Source organism: Pseudomonas sp. 22189 (assembly GCF_052045635.1).
GTDB lineage: Bacteria > Pseudomonadota > Gammaproteobacteria > Pseudomonadales > Pseudomonadaceae > Aquipseudomonas > Aquipseudomonas parakoreensis.
Genome location: NZ_JBQEPG010000004.1, coordinates 159,918 through 176,781 on the forward strand (window position 1 = coordinate 159,918; position 16,864 = coordinate 176,781).

13 protein-coding genes are annotated in these 16,864 nt (G+C 60.8%); 3 read left to right on the forward strand and 10 right to left on the reverse strand.

Annotated elements, in window-relative coordinates:
* Positions 1 to 36: 36 nt before the first annotated feature.
* A complete protein-coding gene (locus tag ACTJKS_RS05570; protein ID WP_108183884.1) occupies positions 37 to 1,527 on the reverse strand; it encodes an aldehyde dehydrogenase in 1,491 nt (496 codons plus the stop codon).
* Positions 1,528 to 1,749: 222 nt separating this feature from the next.
* Between ACTJKS_RS05570 and ACTJKS_RS05575 the strand changes: the two genes are divergently transcribed.
* Complete coding sequence (locus ACTJKS_RS05575) at positions 1,750 to 2,694, forward strand: LysR family transcriptional regulator (RefSeq protein ID WP_108183885.1); 945 nt, start codon at positions 1,750 to 1,752, stop codon at positions 2,692 to 2,694.
* Here the strand turns inward: ACTJKS_RS05575 and ACTJKS_RS05580 are convergent.
* The 8 genes from ACTJKS_RS05580 to ACTJKS_RS05615 all read right to left on the reverse strand — a co-directional run bounded on the left by ACTJKS_RS05580 (position 2,677) and on the right by ACTJKS_RS05615 (position 12,057).
* Positions 2,677 to 3,861, reverse strand: a complete 1,185-nt coding sequence (locus ACTJKS_RS05580; protein WP_108183886.1) for an MFS transporter — start codon at positions 3,859 to 3,861, stop codon at positions 2,677 to 2,679. The genes ACTJKS_RS05575 and ACTJKS_RS05580 overlap by 18 nt on opposite strands.
* Positions 3,858 to 5,093, reverse strand: a complete 1,236-nt coding sequence (locus ACTJKS_RS05585) for an ATP-grasp domain-containing protein (protein WP_262948115.1) — start codon at positions 5,091 to 5,093, stop codon at positions 3,858 to 3,860. The genes ACTJKS_RS05580 and ACTJKS_RS05585 overlap by 4 nt, the downstream gene beginning before the upstream one ends.
* A 38-nt stretch (positions 5,094 to 5,131) precedes the next feature.
* A complete protein-coding gene (locus ACTJKS_RS05590; RefSeq protein ID WP_262948116.1) occupies positions 5,132 to 6,514 on the reverse strand; it encodes an FAD-binding oxidoreductase in 1,383 nt (460 codons plus the stop codon).
* A gap of 139 nt (positions 6,515 to 6,653) precedes the next feature.
* On the reverse strand, positions 6,654 to 7,553 hold the full coding sequence (locus ACTJKS_RS05595) for a hypothetical protein (RefSeq protein ID WP_232966955.1): 900 nt from the start codon (positions 7,551 to 7,553) through the stop codon (positions 6,654 to 6,656).
* A gap of 25 nt (positions 7,554 to 7,578) precedes the next feature.
* Positions 7,579 to 8,319 (reverse strand): alanyl-tRNA editing protein, encoded by a 741-nt coding sequence (locus tag ACTJKS_RS05600; protein WP_198759983.1) that lies wholly within the window; start codon positions 8,317 to 8,319, stop codon positions 7,579 to 7,581.
* A 78-nt stretch (positions 8,320 to 8,397) separates the two neighbouring features.
* A complete protein-coding gene (locus ACTJKS_RS05605) occupies positions 8,398 to 9,459 on the reverse strand; it encodes a pyridoxal phosphate-dependent aminotransferase (RefSeq protein WP_198759984.1) in 1,062 nt (353 codons plus the stop codon).
* Positions 9,456 to 11,072: a phenylalanine aminomutase (D-beta-phenylalanine forming) gene (locus tag ACTJKS_RS05610; RefSeq protein ID WP_317453242.1), complete on the reverse strand. Its 1,617-nt coding sequence runs from the start codon at positions 11,070 to 11,072 to the stop codon at positions 9,456 to 9,458. The genes ACTJKS_RS05605 and ACTJKS_RS05610 overlap by 4 nt, the downstream gene beginning before the upstream one ends.
* Positions 11,044 to 12,057, reverse strand: a complete 1,014-nt coding sequence (locus ACTJKS_RS05615; protein WP_262948119.1) for a TauD/TfdA family dioxygenase — start codon at positions 12,055 to 12,057, stop codon at positions 11,044 to 11,046. The genes ACTJKS_RS05610 and ACTJKS_RS05615 overlap by 29 nt, the downstream gene beginning before the upstream one ends.
* Positions 12,058 to 12,384: 327 nt before the next feature.
* Between ACTJKS_RS05615 and ACTJKS_RS05620 the strand changes: the two genes are divergently transcribed.
* Positions 12,385 to 13,794, forward strand: a complete 1,410-nt coding sequence (locus tag ACTJKS_RS05620; RefSeq protein WP_108183890.1) for an amino acid permease — start codon at positions 12,385 to 12,387, stop codon at positions 13,792 to 13,794.
* Between the two features lie 18 nt (positions 13,795 to 13,812).
* On the opposite strand, the gene hrpB is transcribed toward ACTJKS_RS05620, so the two are convergent.
* Complete coding sequence (gene hrpB, locus ACTJKS_RS05625; RefSeq protein ID WP_262948120.1) at positions 13,813 to 16,329, reverse strand: ATP-dependent helicase HrpB; 2,517 nt, start codon at positions 16,327 to 16,329, stop codon at positions 13,813 to 13,815.
* A 111-nt stretch (positions 16,330 to 16,440) separates the two neighbouring features.
* Here hrpB and ACTJKS_RS05630 point away from each other — a divergent pair, with 111 nt between their 5' ends.
* Entirely contained in the window at positions 16,441 to 16,860 is a 420-nt protein-coding gene (locus ACTJKS_RS05630; protein ID WP_025108718.1) for a hypothetical protein, read from the forward strand.
* Positions 16,861 to 16,864 lie beyond the last annotated feature (4 nt).

The following is a 16,864-nucleotide window of genomic DNA, read 5'->3' on the forward strand; positions in this document are numbered from 1 at the left end:
CGAAGGCTGCGATCTTTGCTTTTGAATCAACCGCAATCAGCGCAACTGAAACCAGGTGGTTTTCAGTTGGGTGTATTTGTCGAACGAGTGCAGCGACAGGTCACGGCCGAAGCCCGATTGCCTGCCGCCGCCGAACGGCACGGTCACGTCCAGCGCATCGACGGTATTGACCGATACCGTGCCCGCCCGCAGCCTTCGCGCCACGCGGTGCGCGCGATGCAGATCATCGGTCCACAGCGACGCCGCCAGCCCATACACACTGTCGTTGGCCAGGCGCACCGCCTCGTCTTCATCATCGAACGGCACCACCGCCAGCACCGGGCCGAACACCTCTTCGCGAAACAACGCCATGTCGGCACTCACGCCGGCGAAAATCGTCGGTTCGATGAAGTTGTCCGAGCCGTTGAAGCGCCGTTGCTGACCGCCACACACCAGGCTCGCACCCGCCTGCCCGGCCTCACGGATGGCGCGCATGATGCTCACTGTCTGCCGCTGATCGACGATCGCTCCGGCACGGCTTTGCGGGTCGAGCGGATCGCCCGGCAGCCAGCGTTCGGCCTGGGCTTTGAGGCGTTCGACAAACGCATCATGAATCGAACGCTCGACCAACAGTCGCGAGTTGGCCGAACACACTTCGCCCTGATTGAAGAAGATCCCGAACGCGGCTTTTTCCGCCGCCAGGTCCAGATCCCGGCAATCGGCGAACAGCAGATTGGCACTCTTGCCGCCGCACTCCAGCCACACCTGTTTGAGGTTGGATTGCGCCGAGTACTGCATGAAATACTTGCCGACCTGCGTCGAGCCGGTGAACACCAGACAATCGACATCCGGGTGCAGGCCCAAGGCTTTGCCGGTCTGCTCGCCCAGCCCCGGCAACACGTTGAGCACGCCCGGTGGCAGGCCCGCTTCCAGTGCCAGCTCGGCCAGACGCAATGCCGAAAACGGTGATTGCTCGGCCGGTTTGAGGATCACCGAATTACCCGCCGCCAGCGCTGGCGCAAGCTTCCACGCGGCCATGTCCAACGGAAAATTCCACGGCACCACGGCAGCCACCACGCCCAGTGCTTCACGGGTGATGGTCGCCAGTACATTGGCGGCGCCGGGGGCGATCTGGTCGTAGAGTTTGTCGAGGCTTTCGGCGTACCAGCGAAACACCCCGGCGGCGCCCGGCACATCAATGTTGTAGGCGTCCATCACCGGTTTGCCCATGTTCAGCGAGTCGAGCAGGGCCAGCTCCTGACGATGTTCCATCAACAGCTCGGCCAGGCGCAGCAGCACCTGCTTGCGTTCGGCGGGCGGACGTTGCGCCCAGATGCCAGCCTCGAACACGTGTCGCGCGTTCCGCACCGCCGCGTCCACATCCGCCTCGCCACACGCTGCGACATTGGCCAGCAACTGGCCGGTGGCGGGATTGATCGCGGCGAACGTCTGCCCCGATTGCGCGGCGCAGTGCTGGCCGTTGATCACGGCCCGATCGGGAAACTTCAAGGCACCGGCCTGGCGCTGCCACTCTGCAAGTTCGAACACGTCGAATGCTCCTTGGACGTTATTGTGCAGTCGATGGTGGCGCAGGCCCGGACGGGCGAAAATTAGTAAAAATGTCTTCGCAGGCAATGAAAAAACTGCTCAATCGGTTTCCCCAAAACCGCTGTGGATGACTAAGGTTCAAGGATAAAAACAACGTCGCGCAGCGGACGCGGCGGCGCACAAATTGCTTGGAAGTCGAGTCCGCTCGTCCTGAGGTTTGCCGTGGCCGCCTACAATTTGCGTCAGTTGAAATACTTCATCACCACCGTCGAATGCGGCAGCGTTGCCGAAGCCTCGCGCAAGCTGTACATCGCACAACCAGCGATCTCTACGGCGATCAAAGGTCTGGAAGACAGCTTCGCGGTGCAGCTGCTGATCCGCCATCACGCTCAGGGCGTATCCCTGACGCCGAGCGGTGCACGGTTCTTTCGCAAGGCGCAGGAGCTGTTGCGCATGGCCCGGGAGTTCGAGCAGAACGCCCTCGCCGATAACGACATCGTCGCCGGACAGATCGACATCGGCTGCTTCGAAACCGTCGCGCCGCTGTACCTGCCGCAATTGATCGCCGGGTTTTCTGCGCTGTATCCGGGCGTGAAAATCCGTATTCGCGACGGCGAGCAACAGGAACTGGTGCAAGGCCTGACCTCGGGCAGTTTCGACCTGGTGATCCTCTATGAACACGAACTCGATGCCACCATCCAGACCGAGCCGCTGATGCCGGCGCAACGGCCGTATGCGCTATTACCGGTCGACCACCGTTTCGCCCAGTACAAGCAAGTGTCGCTGCGCGATCTGTGTCTGGAGCCGATGATTCTGCTCGACGTGCAGCCGAGCCGAACCTACTTCGTCAGCCTGTTCGAAGAACTGGGCCTGACCCCGCGCATCGAGTTCAGCTCGCCGTCGATCGAGATGGTCAGGGGCATGGTCGGTCAGGGTTTCGGTTTCTCGATCCTGGTGACCCGGCCCCACTCGGAATGCACCTATGACGGCAAGAAAGTGGTGTGCGTGGACATCGTCGAAGACGTCACCGGCTCAGGTCTGGTCGCCGCGTGGCTCAAGCGCGGGCAACTGACCAAACCGGCACAGCTGTTCGCCGACTATTGTCGCGAACAGTTGACCGCCAAGACCGCTGCCTGCCGCACCGAGCCATCAGGAAACCGGGACTGACCGCTGTTCCACATCGATGCCGATCAACGGGCGTTTGAGCGCAATCGATACCCAGGCGCCCACGGCGGCGATGACGCAGGCGGCAAACCCCAACAGAAACGACATGAAGCTCAGCTCGTTGGCCACTGCCAGCAGGCCGAGCACGGCGGCGGTAGCCTCGGCAGCGCCCCAGACACAGGTCTGTACGGCCATCGCTACGGAACTGCGCCCGCGCCAGATCTTCACGGCCTGAGCCTGGTACAGCGGGCCGCAGATCATCTCGCCGATCACGATAAACACCACCACGACAAACAGGATCGCCTGCGCCTGTGACGAAATGATCAACAACAGGCAGCCCGCGCCGATCAACAGGTTGGAAACGATGACCCGCCACAATCGTGAGACACGCTGCGCGAATGAGGTCACGTAAACCTGGCTGAAGATGATGATCCCGCTGGCCACCAGAAACAGCACGCCGACCAGTTCACTGGAAAAGCGCTCGGTGGCATAGGTAGGGAACACGTAATAAAACTGCGCATAGCCGATCATGGTCAGAAAGTTGATCGCCATGAACGCCACCACCTTGGGCGATGCCTCGGTTTCGCCCGGCGCGGAAGCACGCGCGGTAAACGCCACGCCTGCACTACGCGCCACCTGCGGAATCAGCCGCGTGGAAGCCGTGGCCAGCACGCCCAACAACAGCGGCAGGGCCACAAACCAGTAACCGGTGCCGGCAAGAATCAACGACGCCACGAACGGCGCGACCCCGGCCCCTGCGTTCGCCGCAACATTCTCGTAAGAGAGCACGCGTTCGTGCTCGCCCTCGCGAAAGTACTGCACGATGTAGGAAATCTGCGAGATCGTGGCGATCGAATTGGAGACACCGAACACCACAACCAGTACGACCCAGATCAACACGTTGGTAATGCCCATCGCGGCGGTGACCAGCATCAATAGCGCCGCCACCGCTACACAGAACAAGGCGAGGGCTATTTCCCGGCGTCGCTCGACCTTGTCCAGCATGCCCTGAAAAGCCAATGCGCCGATGCGGTTGGAGACAATCGCGAACCCGACAACGACCCCCGCCGCACTGGTACTGAGGCCCACGGACGCATTGAGCCAAATGGCCATGAACGGATAGAAACAGCTCCAGGCCGCGGACGAAAGAAACCGGACGAAGTAAATCATTTGAAGACCGGGCTTCTAGGGCCGCGATCGGTCAGGACACGTACCTGGCCAATCTCGCGCGCAACGACATCGGCATAGCCGGTGAGCATGCCGACCCAGGCGTAGTCGGACGTGCCGATGGGCTGGATCACGCTGCCGACGTTGGCAATGGGCGTGTGAATGGAAGCCATCGGCGGAATCTCCCAGTCATGCACGACGGCTTCGTGATCCAGGCAGTACCAGTAGCTCAGGGTCTGGCGGCAAGATTCGACCGGCTGGTATTGAAGCGCAGCCTCCAGCAAGCCCAGTGGCAGCAGCGCCACGTGCTGCAGGACAGTCGCTGGCGCCAGATCGTAGGCCAGCGCAATCTGTTCAACGATGCTCGCGCCGCCCAGGCGCCCCATGTTGGCATCGATCAGATAAGCCGTGGCGTCGTTCGCAATGAACTCGCAATGGAAGAAGCCATTGTCGAACCCTGAACGGGCAATCAGATCGCGGACCGCCTTTTCGATTTTCGCACGCACGGGCAAGGCCATGCGGGCGTCGGCCGGGAACTGGTTGGCGACCTCCGTGAAACCCACTCGGTCGCGCCTGGACAGTCCGAGGAAGACCACCCGCCCCTCCTGGGCAAAGCCTTCCAGGCTGACGAGATCACCCGTGCAATGCGCCTGGACAATCCAGGCAGTGTCTTGCGGGTCGTCGATTCCGCTGTTCAGGATGGCGGCGCGGATCACTGCGCCAGGGTCAGCGTCCGGTGCAATCGAGAGCAGGGTGGTGGCCACCGCGCCAGAGCCGACCGAGGGTTTGAGCACCACATCGTTTTGTTGCCCGGGTGTCAGCCAGGGAATGACCACGTCGCCATCGCTCAGCGACACACAGGTCTCGGCGGGCACATGTTCCGGGATCAAGCGGCCGACGAAGCCCTTGGAGGACAGCCGGGCAAACACCTCAGGCGGCGCCTTGAAGCCGAATTCTTCGGCAATCGCGGATACGACCGGGAACAACTCGTCAAAGAATGTCGTGATGCTGCGAATCACGCCAACCAGTGCGGGATGGGCGTTCAGGTAAGCGGACAGCGCGACCCTGTCGGTAAAGGCAGGAATGCAGGTGACCCCTTCGAACACGTTTTTCGCCGCGCCATGAAAACCCGAGGGATCAACGGACAGTATCGGTTCGAAGCCCGCACCGCGGATCGCCTCGCACACGTACTTGATGGAGACCTTGTTGATGCCCACTATCAAAATATGATCCATACCTTTCACATCCATCCTTAAAAACAAAAATTCGACAGTTATCGAGCGTCAACCCGTAACGATTGATACATCTTGCCGGGGTTGAACACGTTGTCCGGATCCAGGGCCGATTTGATGGCCCTCATGAACTGCAGCGCTGCGCCGTGTTGCGCCGACATCCACTTCAGTTTTCCCTGCCCTACCCCATGCTCGCCGCTGACGGTGCCGCCGAACGACAACGCGCGACTCGACAGCCGGCTGAGGAACGCCTGAATGTCCGCACTTTCGTCTTCACCTTCATCGAGCATGATCAGCAGGTGAAAATTACCGTCACCGACATGGCCGATAAGCGGCGCATCAAGACCGGAGGCAGCAATGTCGGCGGCCGTGGCGCTGATGCAGGCACTCAGACAGGACAACGGGACACAGACATCGGTGGCCAGCCCCTTGCGGCCTTTGTAGAAAGCGTGAAAGGCCCACCAGGCGTCATGTCGGGCTTTCCACAGGGCCGTGCGTTCTTCAAGGCGCTCGGAGATCCTGACCTGCCCGCCGTACTCACCGGCGCAATCCTTGAACAGCTCGACACTGCTGGCGACCGTCGACCGGTCGCCGTGGAACTCCAGAAACAGATGCGGCGTTTCCACCAGCCCCAGTGCCGCAGAATAGGCATTGCACGCACGCACCGCCGTGGCATCCAGCAGCTCGATCCGGGCGATCGAGAGTCCTTGGCCCAGGGCACTGGCCACCGTCTGTACCGCGTTATCCACCGAATCGAACGAACAGACACCGGCAACGATGGCCTCGGGCACCGGATGCAGGCGCACTTGCAGTTCGCTGAAGATGCCCAGAGTGCCCTCTGAACCGATGGCAATCGCCAGCAGATCCAGACCCATGGCCGATTTGGGCGCGCGGGAACCAATGGCGGCGACCGAGCCGTCCGCCATGATCCAGCGTGCGGCTTTGACATTCCCGGCCATGGTCCCGTAGCGCACCGAGTTGGTCCCCGATGCACGGGTCGCCGCCATCCCGCCCATGGAAGCGTTGGCGCCAGGATCGACGGAAAAGAACAGTCCGGTCTCACGCAAGTGGCTGTTGAGTTGCTCGCGGGTAACGCCCGGCTGAACCGTGGCGGTCATGTCGGTGACGTTCACATCGACAATCGCGTTCATTTCCGAGCAGTCGACGCAGACGCCACCCTGTGGCGCATTGATCTGCCCTTCGAGAGACGAACGCGCACCCGACGGGATCAGCGCCACACCGTACTCACGGCAAAGCTTCACGACCTGAATGATTTCGTCTTCGCTGCGAACGGTCACTACCGCATCGGGGGGACTCAGCTCGATGCCGGGAGGCGCCTGGCAGAACTGTTGCCGGATTCCCTGTTCGACCCTCAAGCGTTCGCCGAACAACTGACGGAGTTTTTCTACGACTGGAGCATTCATTCATCTCATCCCTGTTCTGACTGATGACGGCCGGGTTGCGGTTCTGCGCCCCGTTTTCTGTACTGTCCGCACACTCCTGTGAACGGTTGGTTCTTGCCGGGCCATGCCACACAGAAGCGGCGAAGCGCCCGGCAGTTGTTCACTCCTCGTCTTTTTCACCGACGCGGGCCGCGCGCCCGTCGTACTCCGGACGCCCGGAAACCACCAGCCCGAAGAAATAAGGCTGTGCGCCTGAATCCTCCAGCTGACGACCAGACTTGTTATGCACTTCGATGACCGAGAACAGGTCCACCAGACGGTCCTGAATCTGTTCTATTTCGGCGTCCTTGAGTGTCACCATCGAGCTGTATTTAAAAGAGCCTGAAACATCGAAGTATTCGCTCTTCTCCGGCTTGAGCAGCGACCGGTCCACTTCATGGCGCAGGAACTGATCCTTCAACTTCAACGCATCCACCGTCCTGGGCATCCTCAACGTGGGTGCATGCCGGACAAACGGGTCATCCGGCGTTGCGCGCGGCTTGGACACCAGGTTCAGGAACGCTTCAGTGTCCCGGTCATAAGCCAGACCGATCTGCTGGCACACCAGCTGAATCTCCGCCACTGAGGCGCTGTCGACCATGTACAGATACGTCATCAATGGCAGCAGTTCGAATTGCGCCTCGAACGCGGCGATCACCGCTTCGGTGACAATGAACTCACGCTCGTAGCGACTCAGGCTCAGGGCCCGGCGCAAGATTCTGGAGTCGTGTTCACGCAGTTCCAGGCGCGAAGAGAGATCGGTCACCTCGACGCCTTTGCCGAACAACATTTCGTGGACGTCCGCCGGCAACAAATCCCTGAAGTAGTGCCAGAAATAATCAAAACTGGCTTTGCTGGCCGCATCGATGCCAAGGTGATCATGCAGTTCGACGGCAGCATCGATACTCAGGTATTTCCTTCCGGCCTCGACGTCGCGGTAGTAATTGGCCGAGAACGGAATATTGACCTCGTCGAGAAACGTGGAGATCTTCAGATGCCCCGCGTCGATTCGAAACTGCATGAGAAATGCGCCAAACGCACGTTTGCTATCCAAGCTCTTCCGCCTCTGCCGACAGAGTGACAAGCACTCTGGTCGTGTTTTTCTTGATCTTCATACTGGAAGTCACCACGCCTATTTCTTGCGTATTACGCACATGAACGCCCCCACAGGGGATTGACCAGTCTTCGCATTGCCACCAACGAAATCCCTGTCCCTGGCGGGTATCCGCTTCCGTACGAATCTCATGACTTGCAGAGCAAAACTCGTTCAAGGCATCTGTTGCGCGCCTCAGACTGTCTTCGTCGAACTCACCGACAAACTCGTATTGGTTCTCGCCACCCTCGTCGCTCAACGGCGAACGAACCGGATGCGCAATCGCTCGCCCGAGCGTCCGCTCGAGCATGCAATGAATCAAATGCATCGCCGAATGAACCCGCATCTGATGATATCGCAATGGCCAATCCAGCGTGGCGGTCGCCTGCTGGTCGCTGACCCGCGTCTGCAGCTCAGCGAACGTTTCGTCGTCAATGCTCAGGTAATGCCTGATCTGATCGTCCCGTTTTTTCGTCGCGACGATCTCCAGCGTGCGCAGTGCCTCACCCTCCCCCGCGAGCGGAATGTTCAATACCCCCCGATCGCCCAGTTGCCCGCCTCCCTGGGGGTAGAACACGGTTTCGCCGAGGAGTGCGAAAGGCAGGCCGGCGTCGTCGCGCTCCAGTCGATCAACTCGGCAGTCCAGTTGCTTCAAGTAGGGTTCAGCGTGAAACAACGTCAGCGTCTGGCTCATTTTTACCTCAGTCAAGGTTTCACTGATCTTGCCCTGGAAGCCCTGGGCAATCGCCGAAGGCTCCCTGCCCTGCTGGCCTCAGGCAAGTTCCATGGTTTGCAGTTTTTGCTTCAGTACAGCGCGCAACCGAGTCATCTGCGCCTGGTTGCCGAAGGAGATTCGCAGACACGTCTCAAGACCATAGTCGGTCAACCGGGACGTCAGGAAACCTTCCCTCTCCAGATACTGATGCAAATCCTGGCAGCGTGGCGCGGTGACGCATTCGACGAAAACAAAATTGACGTAGCGGCTTCTGGCTTCAATGCCGTGAGACTTGAACAGGCTCACGAGCTCCTGCCCCCACGCCTGACAATACGCCGCCGTGTTGTCCAGATGATCGCCGTCCTGCAGGACGTATTCGCCTGCCAGGGCGGAAAACGAACTGACGTTGTACGGCGCACGCCGCGCTTGCAGCGCCGGCACCTGATCGCCGCTCGCATAAGCCCAGCCAAGGCGCAGGCCGGCAATACCGTAGGCCTTGGAAAACGTGCGCAGGCATATCGCGTTTTCCCGGCTGTTGACGATCTGAATGCCTGCCGTGTTTTCCCGATCCGGCGCAAACTCTGCGTACGCTTCGTCGATGATCACGGTCGTACCGGGTGGAATCAGCGCCACCAGCGATAACAACTGCGAGGGCAACAGATAGTCGCCCAATGGATTGGACGGATTGACCAGCACCACGACGTCGGGCTTTTGCTCAAGAGCCAGTTGCAATGCCGCCTCATAGTCGCCGCTGGCATCCGGGGTCATCTCGCTGTAGTCGGCCCCCAGCAACGCGGCCCGGATTTTGTACATCTTGAAGCAGTGCTGCTGCGTCACGATGCGACTGCCGGGCTTCAACAGGCTACGCAACGCAATGTCGATCAGTTCGTCCGAACCGGCGCCCACCACGACGCGCTCGGGATCAACGCGCCAGCGCTCGCCGATTGCCAGGCGCAGAGACTTGTAAGTGACTTCGGGGTATTCGCTGAGGAGCGTCGGCATCGAGGCGCACAGCTGCAGGGCCAGGCCCGATGCCCCCAGCGGATTTTCGTTGGCATGCAGCCGGACCGGCTCAGTGATTGCCGTTGCCAACAGGTCACTCTTTCCCGACGAACTCATCGGCCGTGCCCTCCCAGTACCTGGGTAACGAGCGCTTCCAGGTAAGCGGTCAACGCCACATCCCGATCCAGATACGGAATGTGTTCACGCACCCGCGCATGCCAGGCGCGGCCCTTCGGCCCGAGTCTGGCGTTGCCACGAATATCGGCGGCCTGGGCTGCACAGATCAGTTCAAACGCGAGGACGTAACGCGTGTTCTGCAGCACTTCGGTCACCCGGCGCGCGGCGACAAGACCGAAGGAAACCACGTCCTGGAAATCGCCGGTGGTGGTCAGGGTCTGGATCGAGACAGGGGTGGCCAGCGAACGGTTTTCCGCCGTCAGCGACGCCGACATGAATTGCCCGCCCATTAGGCCGAAACGCAGGCCACCGTTTTCCGCGCACAGGAATGACGGCAGGCCATTGCTGTTGGCTTTGGTCAGAAAGCGATCGATCCGCCGATCCGAAAGATTGCACAGGGTGATGATGGAGATCGTCAGGTAGTCCATGGCCGAAGCGATGTATTGCCCATGAAAATGGCCATTGTGAAAAACCTCGCCGTTTTCAGGGGTGATCAACGGGTTGTCGTTGGACGAGTTCAGTTCGTTGCCGACCACGCGCTCGACAAATTCGATGGTCTCCAGCACTGGCCCGAGGATTTGCGGCGTGCAGCGAATGGAATAGGCATCTTCGATGGGCATGTCTTCCTGGCGTACCTGGTCGGTGCGCAGGGCGCTCAATTGCGAAGAGAGTTCAAGATCGTCAATCGCCAGTTCCGAGCCTTGCAGATCGGCCCAGATGGCCTCGGCAATTTTTTGCTGGCCCAGGTGCGGTTTCAACTGGTGAACATCCGGATGAAAAGGACGCACCCGAGCCTGCAGCGCTTCAAACGAGAAGGCTGAAATCGACGTGTATTGCTCGAGCAGTTCCCGGGCTTCAACCACATTCATCGCTGCCACCGCGACCATGCAGGAGGTGCCATTGATCAGCGCCAGCCCTTCCTTGTAACTCAGGTGCAGCGGCGCCAGACCCAATTGCTCGAGCGCTTGCGCCGCCGGAATCCGGGCACCGTCGAGGTAGGCATGACCGTCCCCGGTCAGCATCCGCGCAACCGCCGCCAGCGGCCCCAGGTCGCCACTGGTCCCCAACGAACCCTTGCTCGGGATTTCCGGGATCAGGCCGGCGTTGTAAATGGCGATATAGCGGTCGAAATTTTCCAGCGAGAGTGCCGAGTTGCCACGGGACAGCGATACGATCCGCGCAAACATGGTGGCTCGCGCCACACTGTCCGGGAACCGCTCGGCAACGTTGGTCGAGACGCCCTGAATCAGGTTCGATTGAAGCTCGTGGGCTTTGTCGATGGGCACCAGATGGTCAACGAAACCACCCATCCCGGTGTTCACCCCATAAATCACCGCGCCTTGTGCAACGAGATTTTCCAAGGCGTCTCGCGATGCCTGAACCCGTTGCCGGGTGGCTTGCGAAGCGACCACCTTTGCCCCGGGCCGGGAATACCTGATCAAGTCCTTGAGACTGACATCCACGCCGGGGGTCAGTACAAACGTGCTATCCGACGTGAGGTTTCTTTCCTGAATCGTCATCTTTTCATCCCTGAGCTGCGTGTGGCTGATCATCCGCCCAATTGGCGATGATCACGTTGATGGTCCTGTTGCCGGAAAAGGCGCGCCGGCCGTGGGCATACTGGAAATTGTCGAGCAGCAAAATATCGCCCGCTCGCAGATCGACATCCTGTTCCAGACGTCTGACGGTGTGGAACAACTCCAGAGTCAGGTCTTGCGGCAGTGGTTCGCCGTCACCGAAACACATGGCCTCCAACAGTTGCGGCGTGTTGCGCTGCGCCTCGGCCAAATCACTGGCGTCTTGTTCACGACCGTCGATACGCGCCCATTCGATCATCGCGGCCGCGCCCCAGAAGTGCGCCTGATTGCACCAGATGTCCGCCGCTTTGCGCGGGTGTCGGCGCATCGGGGCGATACAGTCCTGCCAGAGGATCAGGTCGCCGCCACTCCACTCGAAGTCCCAACCGCGCGCCCGGCACAGCACTTCTGCCTCGGCGGTGCTGGAAGTGGAGAACGTCTCCTGCCAGCTTTTTTTCACCCCTGGCTTGAGATTCACCCGCGCCTCGCCGGGCAGCGTGCGGCGCAACTTGAGCCCGCGATCGGTCAGTTGCTGCAGGGTGGCGCGATCAATCAACTGCTCCAGTTTGCGCATGTCCCCGACCACGGATTCACCGCCGCGCTCCGCAGGCTCGACACACACGAAAGCGATGATTTCGGGCGGATGTTTTACATAGGCCATTTCCTGATGAAGGATCACCGACCAGTCGGGCGGGGTGCGCGTCGCCTCCATGACCTTGCCCTGGATCGTCGAGCGTGGAGAGCTGCCGCCGACGTAATCGCGCGTGTGAAAACCCAGCGCACCGATGGCCCGTTCAAACACCTCGGGATCCCTGCACGGCGTGGCACCGCGAATGAGCACCGCGCCTTCACTCAGCAGCTGTGCCCGAATGTCCTGCGCCGCCGCTGAAAAATAGCCCGCCGGATCGGCCTCGGCGCCGACCACAAAATCGAATGTCCCTAGTGCATTGCAGCCCGTCACCGTCATCACTCCTCAGTCCCTGGAATCGTTGGCATGTCCCTGTGCGATGCATTAGATACCATCCCCCATTTACAAATTCAACAGATAGAAATATGTTTCTTCCAATAGATTTTTCCAAGCAGCGCGCACGAAATCGCGCGTAACCAAGCTGAAAACTCGATCTAACTGATTGATAAAAATAGAAATAATCTGAAGGAACAGAATCCGTATGACTGTGGAGAATTACCTGTCCCCCACTGTTGGCACCGTCGCATCACTGCATCGGCCCGCCTCGCCCCGCGCAAGTGTCTTGCAAACACTCAAGCAACCTTGCGAGTACCCTTTCTCATGAGCGGACTCCATGCGCACTCAGGTCAACTGCAACGCAGCCTGAAAAATCGACACATCCAATTGATCGCACTGGGAGGCGCCGTTGGCACGGGGTTATTCCTGGGCTCGGCGGGCGCACTCAAGTCTGCCGGGCCCTCGATGATCCTCGGTTACGCCATTTGCGGCTTCATCGCCTTCATGATCATGCGACAACTGGGCGAGATGATCGTTGAAGAGCCGGTTGCCGGCTCTTTCAGCCATTTCGCCCACAAGTATTGGGGCGCATTCGCCGGTTTCCTCTCGGGATGGAACTGCTGGATGCTGTACACCCTGGTCGGCATGTCCGAACTGACAGCCGTCGGCAAATACGTGCATTACTGGTGGCCCGAGATACCGATCTGGGTATCGGCTGCGGTGTTTTTTGTGCTGATCAATGCGCTCAACCTGATCAACGTCAAAGTGTTCGGCGAGGCGGAATTCTGGTTCGCCATCATCAAGGTGTTGGCGGTGATCGGGATGATCGCCATGGGCAGCTACCTGCTGGTCAGCGGTAACGGAGGGCCGCAGGCATCGCTGAGTAACCTGTGGCAGCACGGCGGCTTTTTCCCCCACGGAATGGCCGGCCTGGCCATGTCCATGGCGGTTATCATGCTGTCCTTTGGCGGGCTGGAGATGCTCGGTTTTACCGCCGCCGAAGCGCAAAACCCTCGTCGCGTGATCCCCAAGGCAATCAATCAGGTGATCTACCGTATCCTGATTTTCTACATCGGCGTACTCGTTGTGCTGTTGTCATTGATGCCGTGGGACAGCCTGCTGACGTCGCTCAATGCCTCTGGCGATACCTACAGCGGCAGCCCGTTCGTACGTGTGTGGTCAATGCTCGACAGCAATACCGCCGCGCACATTCTCAACTTCGTGGTCCTTACCGCGGCGTTGTCGGTCTATAACAGCGGCACCTATTGCAACAGCCGGATCCTGCTCGGTCTGGCCCGGCAGGGTGACGCGCCACAAAGCCTGGTCAAGATCGACTCGCGCGGGGTTCCTGTGCGCTCGATCCTCGCAACGGCTGCAGTGACTTTGATGGCGGTGGTGCTGAACTACGTGATCCCGCAGCAGGCCCTCGAAATACTGCTATCGCTGGTGGTGGCGACGCTGCTGATCAACTGGGCGATGATCAGCCTGGCCCACGGCAAATTTCGCCGGCACCTGAACGAGACCCGGCAGACACCACGGTTCAAGGCGCTGTGGTACCCCTACGGTAACTATGTCTGTCTGGCCTTCATGGTGTTCATCATCGCGGTCATGCTGATGGACCCCGTCAACCGGATGGCGGTCTACGCGATTCCGCTGTGGATCACGCTGGTGTGGGTCTGCCACAACATCAAGCACCGCCGCCGTGCTGCGCAAAGCCTCTACGGCGAGGCCTGATCAACCCCGGGCAAAGGCTCACTTGCGCGGTTTGATCCGCGCCGTGGCCTCGGCCACCAGCGGATCATCCGGCCAATAATGCTTCGGATACCGCCCCTTGAGATCCTTTTTCACCTCGGCATAGGTGCTGCGCCAGAAGTTGGCCAGGTCCTGCGTCACCTGCACCGGCCGCCGCGCCGGCGACAGCAGGTGGAGCTTGACCACTTGCCGCCCGCCAGCAATTCGCGGCGTCTCGGCGAGGCCGAACAGCTCTTGCAAACGCACCGCGAGAATCGGTGGAAACTCGCTGTAGTCCAGACGAATCGATGACCCCGACGGCACACTGATGTGATGCGGCGCCAGCTCATCAAGCTTCTGCGGCAATGGCCACGGCAGCAGACTGCGCACGATGCTCGACAGGTCCAGATTGGCGAAATGACTCAGTCGCGAGACTTTGCCCAGATAGGGCATGAGCCATGCCTCCAGGGTTTTGAGCAACGTCGCGTCGCTGACATCCGGCCATTGGCTGTCGGCCTGTGTCGCCAGATCCAATTGCCGCAACAACGCGACTCGCGCCTGCCACTGACGCAGTTCCGGCGTCCACGGCAGCAACTCCAGACCTTTGCGCCGTACCAGATTGACCAGCGCCTGACTGCGCGCCGCTTCGTCAAGCCCGGTCAACGGTTCGCGGCTGAGGATCAGTTCGCCAACCTTGCGCTGACGCTCGGCGCGCAGCACGCCTTCGCGCTCGTCCCAGTCCAGTTGATCGACGGCACGCACTTGCTCGGCGAGCACCGAGTCGAACAGCGTCGGATCGAAATCCGCCGCCAGGTAAATCCGCTCCTCGCGCTGCCCCTGACGACTGCCGAGGTCGGCGATCACGATCCACGCCTCCTTCATCAGGCTGTCGGCTTCGGCGAACAGCGCAGCGCGACCATTGGCCAGCCGATATTCGGCGCCACCGGCACGCCGCTGTTGGGCGACGCGATCCGGATAGGCCAGCGCCAGCAATGCGCCAAGCCAGCGCGGATGATCGGGATCGCTGACGGGCTCGCTGGCCTTGCCGCGCAGGTAACCGCGATATTGCCGCGCCAGTTGCCGCGCACGTTGTACACCGCCCTGAGCACCACGCGATGCGCGCTCCTCGCCAGAGAGCAGCACCAGGCGGCTGTGCAGATCCGCCCCGGCGCCGCGCAAAATATCGCGTTCGCCGAGCAGTGCCGCGACATCGCACGCCATCTGCGCCAGCCCCAGTGCCTGGCCGCGCAGCAACAGATGAGCGATGCGCGGATGTGCCGGCAATTCAGCCATGGCCTGACCGTGGGCAGTCAGCGCCTCGCCTTCAAGTGCGCCCAGGCGCTGCAATAAATCCTGCGCCTGTGCATAGGCTGCTGCCGGCGGCACATCGAGCCAGACCAGTTCGCCCGGGGTGACGCCCCAACGTCCGAGTTGCAGCGCCAGACCCGCCAGATCCGCCGACAGAATTTCCGCACTGCCGTAAGCGGCGAGTTGCTCGTGCTGATCCTGCGACCACAGGCGATAACACACGCCCGGTTCCAGACGTCCGGCCCGGCCCGCACGCTGGGTGGCGCTGGCCCTGGAAATACGCTGCGTATCGAGACGGGTCATGCCGCTGCCCGGGTCGAAACGCGGCACCCGTGCCAGCCCGGCGTCGATCACCACCCGCACGCCGTTGATGGTCAGACTGGTTTCGGCAATGTTGGTCGCCAGCACCACCTTGCGTTGGCCGGCCGGCGCCGGGTCGATGGCGGCGCGTTGGGCATTCAGGTCGAGTTCGCCGTGCAGCGGGCAGAGCAAGACATCTTTACGCTCGCCGATGGCATCGCTCAGTTGCTGATGCACGCGACGGATTTCCGCCTGCCCCGGAAGGAACACCAGCAGGCTGCCGGTTTCATCGTGCAGGGCTTCGAGGACGGTCTGGGTCACGCGCTGGTCGATGTATTCGCCAGGCTGGAACGACCGCCCCCAGCGCATTGTCACCGGGAACATGCGCCCTTCGCTGCGCAGGATCGGCGCGTCATCCAGCAACCCGGCCAGGCGCTCGCCTTCCAGCGTGGCGGACATCAGCAGAATCTTCAGCGGCTGTTCAGCGCGGAACAGTTCACGACCGTTCAAACTCAGAGCCAAAGCCAGATCGGCATCAAGGCTGCGTTCGTGAAATTCGTCGAAGATCAGCAGACCGACGCCTTCCAGCGCCGGATCATCCTGCAGACGCCGGGTGAGAATACCTTCGGTGACCACTTCGATGCGGGTATCGGGGCCGACCTTGCTGTCGAGACGGATGCGATAGCCGACGGTTTCGCCCACCTTCTCGCCCAGTTCGCTGGCCAGACGTTCTGCGGCTGCACGCGCGGCGAGACGCCGTGGTTCGAGCATCAGAATGGTCTGCCCGGCCAGCCAGACTTCATTGAGCAAGGCCAAAGGCACGCGGGTGGTTTTACCGGCGCCGGGCGGTGCTTCGAGCACGGCTTCGTGGCGTGTCGCCAAGGCTTCACGCAGGGCGGGTAAAACTTCATCGATCGGCAAAGAAATCATGCTGGCTCCCAAACAGAGGCGCGAGTATAACGGCGAACTGCCAGGCGTTTGTCAGGGTCTTAATTCCACACAACGCTGCTTCGTTTTTAGATGACTCAGGAGATCCATCACATGCGCTTACCTTCTCGCCTGATCGGCGGTGTACTGGTCGCCACCCTGCTCACTCAACTCACGGCCTGCGGTTCGATTTTCTATCCGGATCGTCGCGGTCAGATCGACGGCAAGATCGACCCGGCGATTGCTGTACTGGACGCCGTCGGCCTGCTGTTCTACGTCATTCCCGGGCTGATCGCTTTCGCGGTCGACTTCACCACGGGCGCGATCTATTTCGAACCGGGCCACACGGCGCAGGTCGATCCGGCGAAACTCAAACAAGCGATCGGCCCGGACGGCCAGGTCGATAACCTCAAGTTGCAGGCTATTCTCGAAACTGAACTGGGCCGCAACCTGCCGCTGGACGATCCACGCCTGATCCAGCACAAGGGCAGCACCCAGCAACTGGCCATGTTCGGCCTGCAACCCGCCGCCTGATCCA